Below are 16,390 nucleotides of genomic sequence, written 5' to 3'. Positions count from 1 at the left end.
GAGTTTTGCTGTCATGCGCCTGGTCCAGCTTTCTCGTCATAACATCGCGTTCCCTTCTCCAGAAGGGGCGCTGCGTGAACCAAATGGGCTGCTGGCCCTTGGTGGTGACCTCAGCCCTGCGCGGCTGTTGATGGCGTACCAGCGCGGCATCTTCCCCTGGTTTTCTCCCGGCGACCCGATTTTATGGTGGTCTCCCGATCCGCGTGCCGTGCTGTGGCCAGAGCAGTTTCACCTGAGCCGCAGCATGAAGCGTTTCCATGCAAAATCACCGTACCGCGTCACCCTGAACCACGCCTTTGGTCAGGTCATTGAAGGCTGTGCCGAAGACCGGTTTGAGGGAACATGGATAACCCGCGATATCATTACCGCTTACCACCAGCTTCACGAGCTTGGCTACGCGCACTCCATTGAGGTGTGGGACGGCGGAGCACTGGTCGGCGGCATGTATGGCGTGGCGCAGGGGACGCTGTTTTGTGGTGAGTCGATGTTCTCCCGCGCGGTTAACGCCTCGAAAACGGCGCTGCTGGTCTTCTGCCAGGCGTTTGCCCAGCGCGGCGGACGCCTGATCGATTGTCAGGTGCTCAATGAGCACACGGCTTCCCTCGGCGCCGTTGAGATACCGCGACGCCAGTACATCGAGCATCTGGATGCCAGTCGTCAGGAAAAGCTCCCGCGCGACTTCTGGATACCGAGAACGCTCTTTATGCCCAATGCCTAAATGTTTTCCGCATATTTTTTGTGAGGGTGTTATAATTATGCCGCAGAGTAGCTTCTGCCTGTTGCCCCGCCGCCGTTTGGGACCTTCGCTTCAGATAACGTCCTGACGTTTATCCTGTTGTATCCCCTTTACGAATGCGCTTTCCGTTCGGTTGTACCGTGACGCTTGGGCAATGCGCCGAAACTGTTTTGCTGCGTTTCAAACGCGCAATTCTTTACTTAATTGATGAATTTCGGCATTATCTTGCCGGTTCAAAACTTGGTAGTGATACCCCAGAGGATTAGATGGCCAAAGAAGACAATATTGAAATGCAGGGTACCGTACTTGATACGTTACCTAATACCATGTTTCGCGTAGAGCTGGAAAACGGTCACGTGGTAACTGCGCACATCTCCGGTAAAATGCGCAAAAACTACATCCGCATTTTGACGGGCGACAAAGTGACTGTTGAACTGACCCCGTACGACCTGAGCAAAGGCCGCATTGTCTTCCGTAGTCGCTAATTGTTTTCGCCTGTAATGGCAGATGAATATTTAAAAGGTCGGGTTAAACCCGGCCTTTTTTATTTGTGGCTTTAATTTGGCTATGCCGGGGGATGTATTTTTTGGCAACCTGGTGGCCTCATCCCAGCCCTCTTCCACAGGGAGAGGGCTAAAGGCAGGCATAAAAAAACCGGGCTATTGCCCGGTTTTTAAGACCTACGTAAGAAATCAGTGAGCCGCTTCCGGCTTGTGCTTCGCTGCACTCTGGAAATCGTACGTCAGTTCGTTCTTCGCCTGATCCAGCGCCACGGTCACCTGGCCGCCGTCCACCAGCGAGCCAAACAGCAGCTCGTTCGCCAGCGGTTTCTTCAGGTTGTCCTGAATCACGCGCGCCATCGGACGGGCCCCCATCGCACGGTCGTAGCCTTTCTCGGCCAGCCAGTTGCGGGCCTCCTGGCTTACTTCCAGCGACACGCCTTTCTGATCCAGCTGAACCTGCAACTCGACGATGAACTTGTCCACGACCTGATGGATCACCTCGGTAGAGAGGTGATCGAACCAGATAATGTTGTCCAGACGGTTACGGAACTCCGGCGTGAAGATCTTCTTGATCTCCTCCATCGCATCGGTGCTGTTGTCCTGGTGGATCAGGCCGATGGATTTACGCTCGGTTTCACGTACCCCGGCGTTGGTGGTCATCACCAGCACCACGTTACGGAAGTCCGCCTTGCGCCCGTTGTTGTCGGTCAGCGTCCCGTTGTCCATCACCTGCAGCAGGATGTTGAACACGTCCGGGTGCGCTTTCTCGATTTCATCGAGCAGCAGTACCGCGTGCGGATGCTTGATCACCGCGTCGGTGAGCAGGCCGCCCTGGTCAAAGCCCACGTAGCCCGGAGGCGCACCAATCAAACGGCTGACGGTGTGACGCTCCATATACTCGGACATATCAAAGCGCAGCAGCTCAATGCCCAGTGCTTTAGAGAGCTGAACCGTTACCTCGGTTTTCCCCACGCCGGTCGGGCCGGCAAACAGGAAGGAACCGACAGGCTTGTGCTCATGCCCCAGTCCTGCGCGGGCCATCTTGATCGCTTCGGTTAAGGCCTCAATGGCTTTATCCTGACCAAAGACCAGCATTTTCAGGCGATTGCCAAGGGTACGCAGCGTGTCGCGGTCGCTCTGAGAGACGCTCTTCTCAGGGATACGCGCGATGCGGGCCACCACGGACTCAATATCCGCCACGTTAACGGTTTTCTTACGCTTGCTGGCCGGCATCAGGCGCGCACGCGCCCCTGCCTCATCAATCACGTCAATCGCCTTATCCGGCAGATGACGGTCGTTGATGTATTTCACCGCCAGCTCCACCGCCGCACGCACCGCTTTCGCGGTATAACGCACGTCGTGGTGCGCTTCGTACTTCGGCTTCAGGCCGTTGATGATCTGCACCGTTTCCTCGACGGACGGTTCGGTCACGTCGATTTTCTGGAAGCGGCGCGCCAGCGCACGGTCTTTCTCAAAGATGTTGCTGAACTCCTGGTAGGTGGTGGAGCCAATCACGCGGATCTTGCCGCTGGAGAGCAGCGGTTTGATCAGGTTAGCCGCATCCACCTGGCCACCAGAGGCCGCACCCGCGCCGATGATGGTGTGGATTTCATCGATAAACAGGATGCTGTTGGTGTCCTGCTCCAGCTGTTTTAACAGCGCCTTGAAGCGTTTTTCAAAATCACCACGGTATTTGGTGCCCGCCAGCAGCGAGCCGATGTCCAGCGAGTAGATGGTGCAGTCGGCAATCACTTCCGGTACGTCGCCCTGCACAATGCGCCAGGCAAGGCCTTCGGCAATCGCGGTTTTACCCACGCCAGATTCCCCCACCAGCAGCGGGTTGTTCTTGCGGCGACGGCACAGCACCTGGATCGCGCGCTCCAGCTCTTTATCGCGACCAATCAGCGGGTCGATACCGCCAACGCGAGCAAGCTGATTAAGGTTGGTGGTGAAGTTTTCCATACGATCCTCCCCGCCTGCTTGCTCTTCATTGTTATTGACCTGATTGCTGGAATCCGATGCCTGGTTAGGCTCGTCTTTGCGCGTTCCGTGAGAGATAAAGTTAACCACATCGAGGCGGCTGACTTCGTGTTTGCGCAGCAGATAGGCAGCCTGTGACTCCTGCTCGCTGAAGATGGCGACTAAGACGTTTGCGCCAGTCACTTCACTACGTCCGGAAGACTGGACGTGGAATACCGCGCGCTGCAGCACGCGCTGGAAGCTGAGCGTCGGCTGCGTGTCGCGCTCTTCTTCACTGGCAGGCAGCACCGGTGTGGTTTGTTCGATGAAGGCTTCGAGTTCCTGACGTAGCGCCACCAGATCCACGGAGCAGGCTTCCAGCGCTTCGCGGGCAGATGGGTTGCTAAGCAGTGCGAGCAGTAAATGCTCGACGGTCATAAACTCATGTCGGTGCTCACGCGCTCTGGCGAAAGCCATGTTTAAACTGAGTTCCAGTTCTTGATTGAGCATAGGCACCTCCCCCAATTTTATGCCTTATCAGGCCTTTTCCAGCGTACACAGCAACGGATGCTCGTTCTCCCTCGCATATTCGTTCACCATCGCCACTTTGGTTTCCGCCACTTCGGCTGTGAAGATGCCGCAGATAGCTTTGCCACGATAATGAACGGTAAGCATCAGTTGCGTTGCACGTTCTACATCATAAGAAAAGAACTTTTGTAGCACGTCAATAACAAATTCCATCGGCGTGTAATCATCGTTCATTAACATAACTTTATACATAGATGGCGGTTTTAGCGCGTCACGCACTTTGTCTTCCGCCAGCTGGTCAAAATCCAGCCAGTCGTTGGTCTTACCCATTTTGCATAACCACTTTGAATCTACCTCAGATGTTAGATAACAATCATCTATTACTGTCATCCGCGATGTCTGTCACAAACTGTTGCAATAGCGTTAACTGCTTCAAACTTTGGTTGATTATTGTCCCATCTCCAGCGCCAAACGCTTGACGACGTCTTTCGTTTCTCTAAATTGTACAAGCGTGAGATGGCGAGGTTTTGAACAGCCCCCACTCCACCACCGGTTCATTCCATCTTAACTTATAAGATTTACGAAGGATGTCGAAGCATGGAAATGGGTACTGTTAAGTGGTTCAACAACGCCAAAGGGTTTGGCTTCATCTGCCCCGAAGGCGGCGGCGAGGATATCTTCGCTCACTATTCCACCATTCAGATGGATGGTTACAGAACGCTCAAAGCCGGGCAGTCCGTCCGGTTCGATGTCCACCAGGGACCAAAAGGCAATCATGCAAGCCTTATCGTCCCCATTGAAGCAGAGACGGTTGCATAGCTCTCTGTTTTATTGTGTACATCCCGCAGTCAAAATGCCAGCCCGATCGGCTGGCATTTTTATTTTCGGGTTATTCCCGAGCCAGCGCATCCACCGGATCCAGCCGCGCCGCGTTGCGGGCGGGCAACCAGCCAAACAAAATGCCGGTAAAGGTTGAACACAAGAATGCGGTAATAATGGCCACCGGCGAGAAGCCAATCTCCCAGCCGGGTAAAAAGAGCTGGAGCGCGAAGGCGATCATCATCGAGAGCGCAATCCCCATCGCACCGCCGACCAGACACACCAGCACGGCTTCAATCAAAAACTGCTGCAGCACGTCGCTGGCTCTGGCCCCGACCGCCATGCGGATGCCAATCTCCCGGGTACGTTCGGTTACCGACACCAGCATGATGTTCATCACCCCGATACCGCCGACGACCAGCGAAATCACCGCCACCAGCGTGAGGAACAGCTGAAGAGTACGTGTGGTCTTTTCTGCCGTTTTCAAGAGGCCGTCCATATTCCAGGTGAAGAAATCTTTCTTCCCGTGGCGCAGGGTGAGCAGCCGCTCAAGCTGCTGTTCGGCCATGGCGCTGTCGTAGCCCTCCTTCACGCGCACGGTGATGGAGTTGAGCCAGGACTGGCCCATAATCCGCCCGGAGATGGTGGTATAGGGAAGCCAGACGCGCAGGATCTTGCTGCTGCCAAACATCGACTGCTTCTCTTCCGCCACGCCGATGACCGTGGCAGGCATGTTGCCGACCAGGATCACTTCGCCCACCACGTTAGCTTTATTGGGGAAAAGCTGCCTGCGCGAGTTTGCGTCCAGCACCACCACCTGCGCCCTGCCCGCCAGCTGTTCGGCGTTAAAGGTGGCGCCTTCGCTGAAGGTCATACCGTAGACGTTGAAATAATCCCCGCTGACGCCGTTCGCGCTGGCCGCCACGTCAACATTGCCCACGCGCAGGCGCAGGTTTTGCGACACCGCAGGCGTGGCGGAGTTGACCCACGGCTGCTTCTGAATGGCCGCCAGATCGTCGTATTTCAGCGCCTGCTGATACTGAGGCTCGTCGTCACCAAAGTCTTTGCCGGGATAGACGTCAATGGTGTTGGTCCCGATTGCGCGGATATCGGCCAGCACCAGCTGCTTGGCCGCATCGCCCACCACCACAATCGACACCACCGAGGCGATACCGATGATAATGCCGAGCATGGTCAGCAGGGTACGCATTTTATTGGCCGCCATCGCCAGCCAGGCCATGGTCAATGCTTCACGAAAGCCGCTGGAAAATTGCCCCCATCCGGTTGATGCCGGAAGCACTTCTTTCGGCGCCGCAGCCCTGGACTCACGCGGCGGCGGGTTGCTGACCAGCTCGCCGTCGTGGATCTCAATGATTCGCTCCGCCTGCGCCGCCACCTGCGGATCGTGGGTCACGATAATGACCGTATGCCCCTGATCGCGAAGCTGGTGCAGGATCGCCATCACCTCTTCGCCGGAATGGCTGTCGAGCGCGCCGGTGGGTTCATCGGCCAGGATCACCTGCCCGCCGTTCATCAGGGCGCGGGCAATACTCACGCGCTGCTGCTGGCCGCCGGACAGCTGCGAGGGCTGATACTCCACCCGCTCCGCCAGCCCCAGACGCGTCAGCAGCATCTGCGCGCGCTCGAGGCGTTTTTTCCGCTCGACGCCCGCATAGACCGCCGGTACTTCTACGTTCTGCGCGGCATTGAGGTGAGAAAGCAGATGGTAACGCTGGAAGATAAAGCCGAAGTGCTCCCGACGCAGCTTCGCCAGCGCGTCGCCGTCCAGCGTTGAGACGTCCGTCCCGGCCACGCGGTACGTACCGCTGGTGGGTTTATCCAGGCAGCCGAGAATGTTCATCAGCGTCGATTTACCGGAGCCCGATGCCCCGACAATCGCCACCATCTCGCCCGCCTCCACGCGCAGGGAGATGCCTTTTAGCACCTCCACCGGGCCATCGCCCGACGGATAGCTGCGGCGAATGTCTTTCAGCTCAAGCAATGCCGTCATTTCGCGGCTCCGGGCAGGCTTTCGCTGATGACAACCTCCTCACCCTCTTCCAGCCCTTTCACCACCACCACGTCGGTGTCGTTGCGCGCGCCAATCACCACTTCGCGCTCGCGCGTTTCGCCGTTGCGCAGCACTTTCACTTTATAGCGGCTATCACCGGCGGACTCACCCAGCGCGGAGAGGGGAATGGTCAGCACGTTCTTCACGCCGGTCAGCTGGATATGCACCTGCGCGGTCATGTCGAGACGCAGCACGCCCTGCGGGTTCGGCACTTCAAAACGGGCATAGTAGAAGATGGCGTCGTTAACCTTTTCCGGCGTCGGGAGAATGTCTTTCAGCACGCCTTCGTAGCGCGTCTGCGGATCGCCCAGCACCGTAAACCAGGCATTCTGCCCCGGTCTGAGATGGATAACGTCCGCCTCCGAGACCTGGGCTTTGACCAGCATGGTGCTCATGTCCGCCAGCGTCAGAATGTTGGGCGCCTGCTGCGCGGCAATCACCGTCTGCCCCTGCAGCGTGGTAATTTGCGTCACTTCCCCGGCCATTGGCGCAACGATTTTGGTGTAGTCGAGGTTGGTTTTCGCCGTATCCAGCGAGGCCTGGTTGCGTTTGATTTGCGCGTCAATCGTGCCAATCTGCGCCTGCTTCACCGCCAGTTCCGTGGTGGCCGTATCTAAATCCTGCTTCGAGATCGCCTGGGTTTTGGCCAGCGCCTGCTGACGGGTCAGCGTCACCTGGGCAAGGTTACGCTCTGCCTGCGCCTGCGCACGCTGCGCGCGCAGCTCCATCAGCGTGGCTTCCACCTCGCGGATCTGGTTCTCGGCCTGTTCAGGATCGATCACGCCGAGCAGCTGGCCTTTTTTTACCTTATCGCCAATCTCAACCGACAGCGTTTTCAGCTGACCGCTGACCTGTGCGCCAACGTCAACCTTGCGCAGGGCATCAAGTTTGCCCGTCGCGAGGACGTTTTGTTGCAGTTCGCCCGGACGAACAATCAGCGTCTGATACTGCGGCACCGGCGCATTCAGCACCTGCCATAGCCAGTACCCACCGGCTAACACCACGACCGCCAGCAGCAGAAACAGCGTTCTGCGTTTTCCCTTGAGGTTCATAAATATTCCAAATAAATGTTCTGGCAATGATAAATGCTGATTCTATCTAAACGACTCCTCAACGAAACCCCTGTTCTCCGAAATCGTCACAATTTGTTTACGAGACGTTGAAAGTCCGCCTGCTGAAATGGAGATCTTCATCAAGAAGCAGGATCTAACATGTCTTCCATCGTCGATACACCTTTTTCAAACCTGCCACAGCCTGCATCGGGTTGGCAGCTCTTCAGTCATCTGGCTTCCGGTAAGCTCACGCCAGGGCTGGCGTGGCAAAACCCCGCCTATCGACGTAAATTCATGCTACGTTCGCTGGCGACGCCTGTAAGTACCGCTCGCCTGTTGACGAGCCTTGCAAAACAGCCGAGCCTGATGCAAATGCTGCAGGTGCAGCCAGGACTGCCGTGCCGTCTGCATCGCCCCTGGCTGACGGTGAATATGGATCGCCAGCAGGCCCTTGAGTCCCTTAACTGGCACTATCAAACGATGAGCCGCCATATGCCGGCATCGCTGCTCTCGGGTTATCTGTCGAAAAAGGGCTTCACGCTGCTCACCTTAACCGGTAAAGATGAAGAGCAATTTACCGTCCGCCTGTGCGCCGATGCGTTTCTGGATAAAGAAGGGGAAGCCACCCTCGCCTTCTGCGACCATCAGAATACGGTGCTGGCCGAGATGACCTTCACCCTGTGCCAGCTTGAGGGAAAATCGACGCTGTTTATCGGCGGCCTGCAGGGCGCAAAAGCCCACGTTCCCCATGAGCTGATCCAGGGTGCGACGAAGGCCTGCCATGGTCTGTTCCCGAAACGTCTGCTGGTCGAAGCCGCCATGACTCTCGGCACCGCCTTCCCGGTAGAACAGATTGTCGCCGTCAGTAACGACACCCATATTTATCGCAGCTGGCGCTACCGCAAGAAAAAAGAGGGGAAACTGTTGGCCGATTACGACAGTTTCTGGATCTCCATCGGCGGCGAAAAGCAGGATAGCGGCAACTTCATGCTGCCACTCGTCATGCCGCGTAAACCGATGGAAGAGATCGCGAGCAAAAAACGCTCCGAATATCGCCGCCGCTACGCGCTGCTGGACAGCCTGATTCAGCAGGTGAACCAGGCGACTCAACGTTAATCCGCTCTCCCGCGTGCCAGCCACAGCACGCGGGAAAACATCTTCCGCAGCAGGGTCGGCACCGCCTCCACGCCCCGTCTCCCCGCTTCCGTCGCCACTTCAATGGCTAAATCCGGTTTTGAAGAACGATGAATAGCTTTGGCGATCACGCGCCGCATGTTCATCGGGACATCGACCGGCACCATGGCAATTCGGTGGAATACGTCGTCGAACCCCTGACGATACATAAAGTGTTCCATGTCCATCGCGGGCAGCATGGTTAAATGGTCGCGCTCTTCCTCGCGCTCGTTATTCAGCAGGCTACGCACGGTCGAGGCATATTTTTTGCCCGCCTCATCACCGTCGACCAGAACGTGCCACTCGATCCCCATCCGGCGGGCAAATTTGATCAGCGGCTTGAGTCCCGACTGGGCGAATTCAATCACCTTAATGCCTTCCGCATCAAAATGGTGGCCGCACTGGCGCGCCAGTTCGTTGATGACCCAGGTTTCCGTCTCTCCTTCCACCAGCAGCCAGCAGCGGGCAAAGAGCGACGACGCGCGGTTAAAGCGAATATGAAACGCGATGCGCCGCCCGTCTTCCGCGTTCAATCCACCCGGACCTAACCGGTAGGCGGAGACGCGGGAAGATTCACGCACCAGACGACAGACGTGCTCGACCGGCGTCAGCGATAATAATTCACCGGAATTGGTGGTCGTAACGCGCTGGAGCGGCAGCAGGTTCAGCAGATGCCATGCCACGGAGAGCATGATGGGATGCAGGCGCGTTTCCGGGTCTTCCACCAGCAGCAGCGGCCTGGCGTCCCGGTCAAGACGAACGGTGCCTTTGGCCTGCAGAAGCGTTGAAAACAGCCCCAGCAAAATCACCCGATGGGTACGACCACCGGGCCGGTCGATCATCCGGTTAATGATATCGAGGTAGCGCCAGCTGCGCTGTTCGTCATGAGAGCGGCGGCGCATCAGGCGATGGCGCGACTCCGACGTTCCCTGCTCGGAAAAATAGTGCTCCAGCAGCTGTACCATTGCGGACAACCCCTGACGAATTTGACCGTCGGTCAGATTCTGCGGACGCGACACCAGCTCTCTCGCCAGAAAATCCAGCTCGCGGGCGGTGACTTCCACTTCCGGCATATTTGGTACGGTACCGTTACGAATGCGCCGCATAAAACGCGCGTCGCGCAGGCGCAGCACCGGCGTCAGGCGGATCAGATGGCGGGCCAGATCGTCGATATTGTCCAGCGGGATCGGGCTGGCCTTCTCATCAAGAAAATCACGCAGGGTCAACACGCCCTCGTTTTCCGCCATCTCCCCTTCCAGCCGGTAGAATATCCGGTGGAAACCATCATCGCACGGCACCCAGCAGGGTGACAGCGGGCGGAAGCGACGCACCCGATGGCGCCCGGGTTCGGATTCGCGGAACGTCAGGATGATATGCAGGTGCTTCTCGCGCCCCGTCACGTCGCCGGGCGGGAACCAGAAATCGTCGCGAACGAAGTGATAAAGATCGTCTTCGGGCGAAAGCAGTAACGTCAGCGCATCCAGCAGGCTGGACTTACCCCAGGCGTTCTCGCCGATCAGGACGTTGTTCTGTTCCAGCTGCAGCGACAGGCGGTTAATACCGCGAAACCCGACAATTTCCACACGTTCGAGAAGCATAAATCCCCCGCGCAATATTCACTTTTTCCTTTAAGTTATCAGCAGTATAGCGGGAGGCGGACTGTCACGACAGCACAACATTCACCCTGACGAGAATTGGTCTATGCTCTATTTACCGCTGATTTGAACAAGGATTGACATCACATTGCCTTAAATCAAATTAATCGAATTTATTTAAGTGGCGAAGGGGTGTTATTGGTTTCTAAAATACGGACTCTTTGAGTCGTCATCCCTTTATGGCGATATATCCCGCGCGCGGGAAAGCGTGCGGAAAATTATTTGAGGTGGTTATGTTTAGAAAATTGGCAGCAGAATGCTTTGGTACATTCTGGCTGGTATTTGGTGGCTGCGGTAGCGCCGTTCTGGCAGCAGCATTCCCGGAATTAGGTATCGGTTTTGTCGGCGTCGCGCTGGCATTTGGTTTAACCGTATTAACCATGGCCTTTGCCGTGGGGCATATTTCCGGCGGTCATTTTAACCCGGCAGTGACATTAGGTTTATGGGCCGGCGGTCGTTTTCCGGCGAAAGAGGTAATTGGCTATATTGTCGCTCAGGTGGTGGGCGGTATTATCGCAGCGGGCGTTCTGTACGTCATTGCCAGCGGTAAAGCTGGCTTCGACGCGGCGGCCAGCGGCTTCGCCTCTAACGGCTTCGGCGAGCATTCTCCCGGCGGTTATTCCATGCTGTCTGCCATCGTGATTGAAATTGTGCTGACCGCAGGTTTCCTGCTGGTGATCCACGGCGCAACCGACAAACACGCGCCAGCCGGTTTCGCGCCGATTGCCATTGGTCTGGCACTGACGCTTATCCACCTGATCTCCATTCCGGTCACCAACACCTCCGTTAACCCGGCACGCAGCACCGCCGTCGCCATCTTCCAGGGCGGCTGGGCGCTTGAGCAGCTCTGGCTGTTCTGGGTGATGCCGATTATCGGCGGTATCCTGGGTGGCGTGCTGTACCGCACCCTGCTGGAAAAACGCGATTAATTGCGCGCGGTGTCGGGTGGCGCTAACGCTTACCCGACCCACGTGAGTGTGCACTTGTAGGCCGGGTAAGGCGCAGCCGCCACCCGGCTTTTTTATTGCCGCTTTACTGAACAGTCTTTATTGGGTAGTGTCTCTGGCGCTCAACAGATACTCAAAAGGACCGGCTGTTCATGTTTTCAGGACTCCTCATTATTCTGCTGCCCCTGATTGTGGGCTATCTCATCCCGCTGCACAGAGAATCCGCATTACGGCTTATCAACCGTTTTCTCAGCTGGATTGTTTACGTCATTCTTTTCTTTATGGGGATCAGCCTGGCCTTCCTGGATAATCTGGCGACGAATCTGCTTTCCATCCTGCATTATTCTGTGGTCACCGTGGTGGTTATTTTGCTGTGTAATATCGCCGCATTATTCTGGCTTGAGCGCACCGTTCCGTGGAAAAACCATCATCATCAGGAAAAACTGCCTTCCCGAATTGCGATGGCGCTGGAATCATTAAAACTGTGCGGCGTCGTGGTGCTCGGTTTTCTTCTTGGGCTGACCGGCTGGGCATTTTTACAGCACGCGACAGAGGCCAGTGAATATACGCTAATTTTCCTGCTGTTCCTGATCGGTATCCAGCTGCGAAATAATGGCATGACGCTGAAGCAAATTGTTTTAAACCGTCGGGGAATGATGGTTGCGGTCATTGTGGTCGCCAGTTCCATGGTAGCGGGCATCATTAACGCCTTTATTCTCGACCTGCCGCTGAAAACCGGTCTGGCGATGGCGTCAGGCTTTGGCTGGTATTCCCTCTCCGGTATCCTGCTGACCGAATCCTTTGGCCCGGTCATCGGCAGTGCTGCCTTCTTTAACGATCTGGCGCGTGAGCTGCTCGCCATTATGCTGATCCCGGGGCTGGTTCGCCGCAGCCGCTCTACCGCGCTGGGCCTGTGCGGCGCGACGTCGATGGACTTTACCCTGCCGGTGTTACAACGCTCTGGCGGGCTGGAGATGGTGCCCGCCGCCATCGTTCACGGCTTTATTTTAAGCCTGCTGGTTCCGGTTCTGATGGCCGTCTTCTCGGCCTGATACCTCTTTGGCGGTAGGGTGCCTGCCGCCAAAATTGCGCTAAATCAATCTCCCTCTATTTTGTAGCAGAAAGCCCTTTTCTCCGTTCTGGCACAGGCATAACCTTAAACATGTATATCAAATATAACTTTAACAGGTGTGATTATGTTTTGTGTGCAATGTGAACAAACCATCCGTACCCCCGCAGGCAATGGCTGCTCTTACGCACAGGGTATGTGCGGCAAAACCGCAGAAACATCTGACCTGCAGGACCTGCTGATTGCCGCCCTGCAAGGCCTTTCCGCATGGGCGTTTAAAGCCCGCGAATACGGCATCATCGACCACTACGTCGACAGCTTCGCCCCGCGCGCCTTCTTCTCCACGCTGACCAACGTTAACTTCGACTCTCCGCGCATTGTTGGCTATGCCCGCGAAGCCATTGCCCTGCGTGAAGCGCTGAAGGCGCAGTGCCTGAAGGCGGATGCTAACGCCCGCGTGGAAAACCCGATGTCTGACCTTCAGCTGGTGAGCGACGATCTCGGCGATCTGCAGCGTCAGGCGGCCGAATTCACCCCAAATAAAGACAAAGCGGCGATTGGCGAGAACGTTCTCGGCCTGCGCCTGCTGTGCCTGTACGGCCTGAAAGGCGCTGCAGCCTATATGGAACACGCGCACGTGCTCGGCCAGTACGATAACGACATCTACGCCCAGTACCATAAAATCATGGCGTGGCTGGGCACCTGGCCTGCCGATATGAACGCGCTGCTGGAATGCTCAATGGAAATCGGCCAGATGAACTTCCGCGTGATGAGCATTCTGGATGCGGGTGAAACCGGCACCTACGGCCACCCGACGCCGACGCAGGTCAACGTCAAAGCGACCGAGGGCAAATGCATCCTGATCTCCGGTCATGACCTGAAAGATCTCTACAACCTGCTGAAGCAAACCGAAGGCACCGGCGTTAACGTCTATACCCACGGTGAAATGCTGCCAGCGCACGGCTATCCGGAGCTGCGTAAATTCAAGCACCTGATCGGTAACTACGGCAGCGGCTGGCAGAACCAGCAGGTGGAATTTGCCCGCTTCCCTGGTCCTATCGTAATGACCTCTAACTGCATCATCGACCCGACCGTGGGCGCGTATGACGACCGCATCTGGACCCGCAGCATCGTCGGCTGGCCGGGCGTGAGCCATCTTGAAGGTGACGATTTCGGACCGGTGATAGCGCAAGCGCAGCAGATGGCAGGCTTCCCGTACAGCGAGATCCCGCATCTGATCACCGTCGGCTTCGGTCGCGAAACCCTGCTCGGCGCCGCCGATTCGCTGATTGACCTCGTCAGCCGCGAAAAGCTGCGCCACATCTTCCTCGTCGGCGGCTGCGACGGCGCGCGCGGCGAGCGTAACTACTTTACCGATTTCGCCACCCGCGTGCCGGAAGACTGCCTGATCCTGACCCTGGCGTGCGGTAAATACCGTTTCAACAAGCTGGACTTCGGCAACATCGAAGGCCTGCCGCGCCTGATCGATGCGGGCCAGTGTAACGATGCATACTCGGCCATCATTCTGGCGGTCACGCTGGCGGAAAAACTGGGCTGCGGCGTCAACGATCTGCCGCTCTCGCTGGTGCTCTCCTGGTTTGAGCAGAAAGCGATTGTCATCCTGCTGACCCTGCTCTCTCTGGGCGTGACCAACATCGTGACCGGCCCGACAGCGCCAGGCTTCCTGACGCCGGACCTGCTGGCCGTGCTGAACGAGAAATTCGGCCTGCGTTCCGTGACCAACGTTGAAGATGATATGAAGCAGCTGTTGAGCGCGTAAGGAGTAATTTATGACCATGCCAACCTCACAATGCCCGTGGCGGATGCAGGTGCATCACATCCATCAGGAGACGCCGGATGTGTGGACGCTGTCGCTGCTGTGCCACGACTACTATCCGTACCGAGCAGGTCAGTATGCGCTGGTTAGCGTTCGCCATTCGGCGGACACCCTGCGCGCCTACACCCTCTCCTCCACGCCGGGCGTCAGCGAATACATCACGCTCACCGTCCGCCGCATTGATGACGGTGCCGGCTCTCAGTGGCTGACCCGTGACGTGAAGCGCGGAGATTACATCTGGCTCTCCGACGCCCAGGGTGATTTCACCTGTGACGACAAAGCGGACGATAAATTCCTGCTGCTGGCGGCAGGCTGTGGCGTAACGCCGATTATGTCAATGCGCCGCTGGCTGGCAAAAAACCGCCCGCAGGCCGACGTGCAGGCGATCTTCAGCGTGCGCTCTCCGGACGATGTCATTTTTGCCGAGGAGTGGCGTGATTATCCGGTGACGCTGTTGGCTGAGCACAACGCGACGCACGGTTTTGTGCCCGGTCGCCTGAGCCGCGAGCTGCTGCAAAGCGTGCCGGATATCGCGAACCGCACCGTGATGACCTGCGGCCCGGCGCCGTACATGGCTATCGTGGAAGAAGACGTGAAAGCGCTCGGCGTGACCCGTTTCTTCAAAGAGCAGTTCTTCACGCCGGTGGCGGAAGCGGCAACCAGCGGGATTCAGTTCACCAAACTGCAGCCTGCGCAGACCTTCTTTGGCCGCGTGGGCACGACGCTGCTGGAGGCGCTGGAAAGCAACAACGTGCCGGTGGCGGCGGCCTGCCGTGCCGGGGTGTGCGGCTGCTGTAAAACAAAGGTGGTTTCCGGGGAGTACACCGTCACCAGCACCATGACGCTGTCCGACGCGGATATTGCCGAGGGTTACGTGCTGGCATGCTCGTGCCATCCGCAGGGCGATCTGGTCTTCGCATAAACAATAAACGTTCGTTCGTAGGCCCGGTAAGCGTCAGCGCCACCGGGCTTTTTTGCCGGGTGGCACTGCGTTTACCCGGCCTACGTTGTGCCTACTGCCTGTTCGGCATTGGACCCTAACCACCGACGCTTACCCGGCTGAAGTGCTTTCTAAGCTGCCTGTACGACAGTGAACTAGTCGGCCTTCTTTTGGCGGCAAGCCACAGATTTCTAAGCTGCCTGTACGGCAGTGAACATGCCGTTCCGACATTTAAATGGCTTTATTTATTTCTAAGCTGCCTGTACGGCAGTGAACAGGTGCGCATATGCGTATTCTGAGGCTCTCATTTTCTAAGCTGCCTGTACGGCAGTGAACGGGCTGCACAACGAGCGAAAGCGCATCATCGTTTTCTAAGCTGCCTGTACGGCAGTGAACTCCGGCAGCTGCGTGCGTCTTCTGGCGGCTCATTTCTAAGCTGCCTGTACGGCAGTGAACTCTCTTCTAATGACGGATCTGTAGTTAATGACGTTTCTAAGCTGCCTGTACGGCAGTGAACGCCTGCAAGCTGCCGCCGCTGCGCGCTCTATCTTTCTAAGCTGCCTGTACGGCAGTGAACCCGGCCCGGCGTGATATCGTCTCTGGACTCCTTTTCTAAGCTGCCTGTACGGCAGTGCACTAATCCATCTTCACCTCACTATGAATTTTTGATTTCTAAGCTGCCTGTACGGCAGTGCACGCGTTCGGCGCCGTGGTGTCGCGGCCGCCGGTTTTCTAAGCTGCCTGTACGGCAGTGCACAGTTGGCTCAGCGGGATTCATGTCGGTACTCAGTTTCTAAGCTGCCTGTACGGCAGTGCACGCGAAGCTACGCAGCCCCTGCTGCACCCATGTTTTCTAAGCTGCCTGTACGGCAGTGCACGGTCTGCAATGGCTCGAGCAACGATTGCCCGCTTTCTAAGCTGCCTGTACGGCAGTGCGCAGGTTATTATGAGTATTGCGGCCGCTGCCATTTTTCTAAGCTGCCTGTACGGCAGTGCACTGTGCGTCCGTGCCGATCTTACATATCAACAGTTTCTAAGCTGCCTGTACGGCAGTGCACCGAACTATCCGTTACTTCGCCTGTGGTGAATACTTTCTAAGCT

General features: G+C 57.0%; 13 protein-coding genes and 1 CRISPR repeat array (1 of these 14 running past the window's edge). Of the genes, 8 read left to right on the top strand and 5 right to left on the bottom strand.

The genetic code is table 11. The annotated features are described in order from the left end of the window. The first annotated feature begins 13 nt into the window (after window positions 1-13). Both aat and infA read left to right on the top strand, forming a co-directional pair. A complete protein-coding gene (gene aat, locus ACVCAM_RS01010; protein WP_008499991.1) occupies window positions 14-718 on the top strand; it encodes a leucyl/phenylalanyl-tRNA--protein transferase in 705 nt (234 codons plus the stop codon). Between the two features lie 284 nt (window positions 719-1,002). Further along, on the top strand, window positions 1,003-1,221 hold the full coding sequence (infA, locus tag ACVCAM_RS01005) for a translation initiation factor IF-1 (RefSeq protein ID WP_002211347.1): 219 nt from the start codon (window positions 1,003-1,005) through the stop codon (window positions 1,219-1,221). A gap of 207 nt (window positions 1,222-1,428) precedes the next feature. On the opposite strand, the gene clpA is transcribed toward infA, so the two are convergent. Together clpA and clpS are read right to left on the bottom strand one after the other, a co-directional pair. After that, the gene (clpA, locus tag ACVCAM_RS01000; protein ID WP_014831269.1) at window positions 1,429-3,708 is read right to left on the bottom strand and encodes an ATP-dependent Clp protease ATP-binding subunit ClpA; all 2,280 of its coding nucleotides are present in this window, start codon (window positions 3,706-3,708) and stop codon (window positions 1,429-1,431) included. 27 nt (window positions 3,709-3,735) lie between these two features. After that, entirely contained in the window at window positions 3,736-4,056 is a 321-nt protein-coding gene (gene clpS / locus ACVCAM_RS00995) for an ATP-dependent Clp protease adapter ClpS (protein ID WP_025912927.1), read from the bottom strand. Window positions 4,057-4,323: 267 nt separating this feature from the next. Here clpS and cspD point away from each other — a divergent pair, with 267 nt between their 5' ends. After that, entirely contained in the window at window positions 4,324-4,545 is a 222-nt protein-coding gene (gene cspD, locus ACVCAM_RS00990) for a cold shock-like protein CspD (RefSeq protein WP_008499993.1), read from the top strand. A gap of 70 nt (window positions 4,546-4,615) precedes the next feature. Here cspD and macB read toward each other — a convergent pair whose 3' ends face one another. Both macB and macA read right to left on the bottom strand, forming a co-directional pair. After that, the gene (gene macB / locus ACVCAM_RS00985; protein WP_008499994.1) at window positions 4,616-6,556 is read right to left on the bottom strand and encodes a macrolide ABC transporter ATP-binding protein/permease MacB; all 1,941 of its coding nucleotides are present in this window, start codon (window positions 6,554-6,556) and stop codon (window positions 4,616-4,618) included. After that, the gene (gene macA / locus ACVCAM_RS00980) at window positions 6,553-7,668 is read right to left on the bottom strand and encodes a macrolide transporter subunit MacA (RefSeq protein ID WP_023327007.1); all 1,116 of its coding nucleotides are present in this window, start codon (window positions 7,666-7,668) and stop codon (window positions 6,553-6,555) included. The genes macB and macA overlap by 4 nt, the downstream gene beginning before the upstream one ends. A gap of 159 nt (window positions 7,669-7,827) precedes the next feature. Between macA and ACVCAM_RS00975 the strand changes: the two genes are divergently transcribed. Next, window positions 7,828-8,784: a VirK/YbjX family protein gene (locus ACVCAM_RS00975; protein ID WP_023292896.1), complete on the top strand. Its 957-nt coding sequence runs from the start codon at window positions 7,828-7,830 to the stop codon at window positions 8,782-8,784. On the opposite strand, the gene ACVCAM_RS00970 is transcribed toward ACVCAM_RS00975, so the two are convergent. Beyond that, window positions 8,781-10,439 (bottom strand): ATP-dependent endonuclease, encoded by a 1,659-nt coding sequence (locus ACVCAM_RS00970; protein ID WP_008499997.1) that lies wholly within the window; start codon window positions 10,437-10,439, stop codon window positions 8,781-8,783. The two genes, ACVCAM_RS00975 and ACVCAM_RS00970, sit on opposite strands and share 4 nt — an antisense overlap. Window positions 10,440-10,729: 290 nt before the next feature. Between ACVCAM_RS00970 and aqpZ the strand changes: the two genes are divergently transcribed. From aqpZ to hcr, 4 genes are all read left to right on the top strand, one after another. After that, on the top strand, window positions 10,730-11,425 hold the full coding sequence (aqpZ, locus tag ACVCAM_RS00965; RefSeq protein ID WP_008499998.1) for an aquaporin Z: 696 nt from the start codon (window positions 10,730-10,732) through the stop codon (window positions 11,423-11,425). Window positions 11,426-11,595: 170 nt separating this feature from the next. Next, window positions 11,596-12,495, top strand: a complete 900-nt coding sequence (locus ACVCAM_RS00960; RefSeq protein ID WP_045352064.1) for a lysine exporter LysO family protein — start codon at window positions 11,596-11,598, stop codon at window positions 12,493-12,495. Window positions 12,496-12,639: 144 nt separating this feature from the next. After that, window positions 12,640-14,292: a hydroxylamine reductase gene (hcp, locus tag ACVCAM_RS00955; protein WP_126287656.1), complete on the top strand. Its 1,653-nt coding sequence runs from the start codon at window positions 12,640-12,642 to the stop codon at window positions 14,290-14,292. A gap of 10 nt (window positions 14,293-14,302) precedes the next feature. Next, window positions 14,303-15,271, top strand: coding sequence for an NADH oxidoreductase (hcr, locus tag ACVCAM_RS00950; protein ID WP_407223203.1), 969 nt, complete (start codon window positions 14,303-14,305; stop codon window positions 15,269-15,271). A gap of 146 nt (window positions 15,272-15,417) precedes the next feature. Then, a CRISPR array of direct repeats spans window positions 15,418-16,390; the repeat unit is 28 nt; unit sequence TTTCTAAGCTGCCTGTACGGCAGTGAAC (it continues 441 nt past the right edge of the window).

It is taken from the genome of Enterobacter sp. CFEC122 (assembly GCF_052983755.1).
The sequence above is the reverse complement of the archived record's forward strand: the minus strand, read 5'-3'. Positions and strand labels throughout refer to the sequence as shown.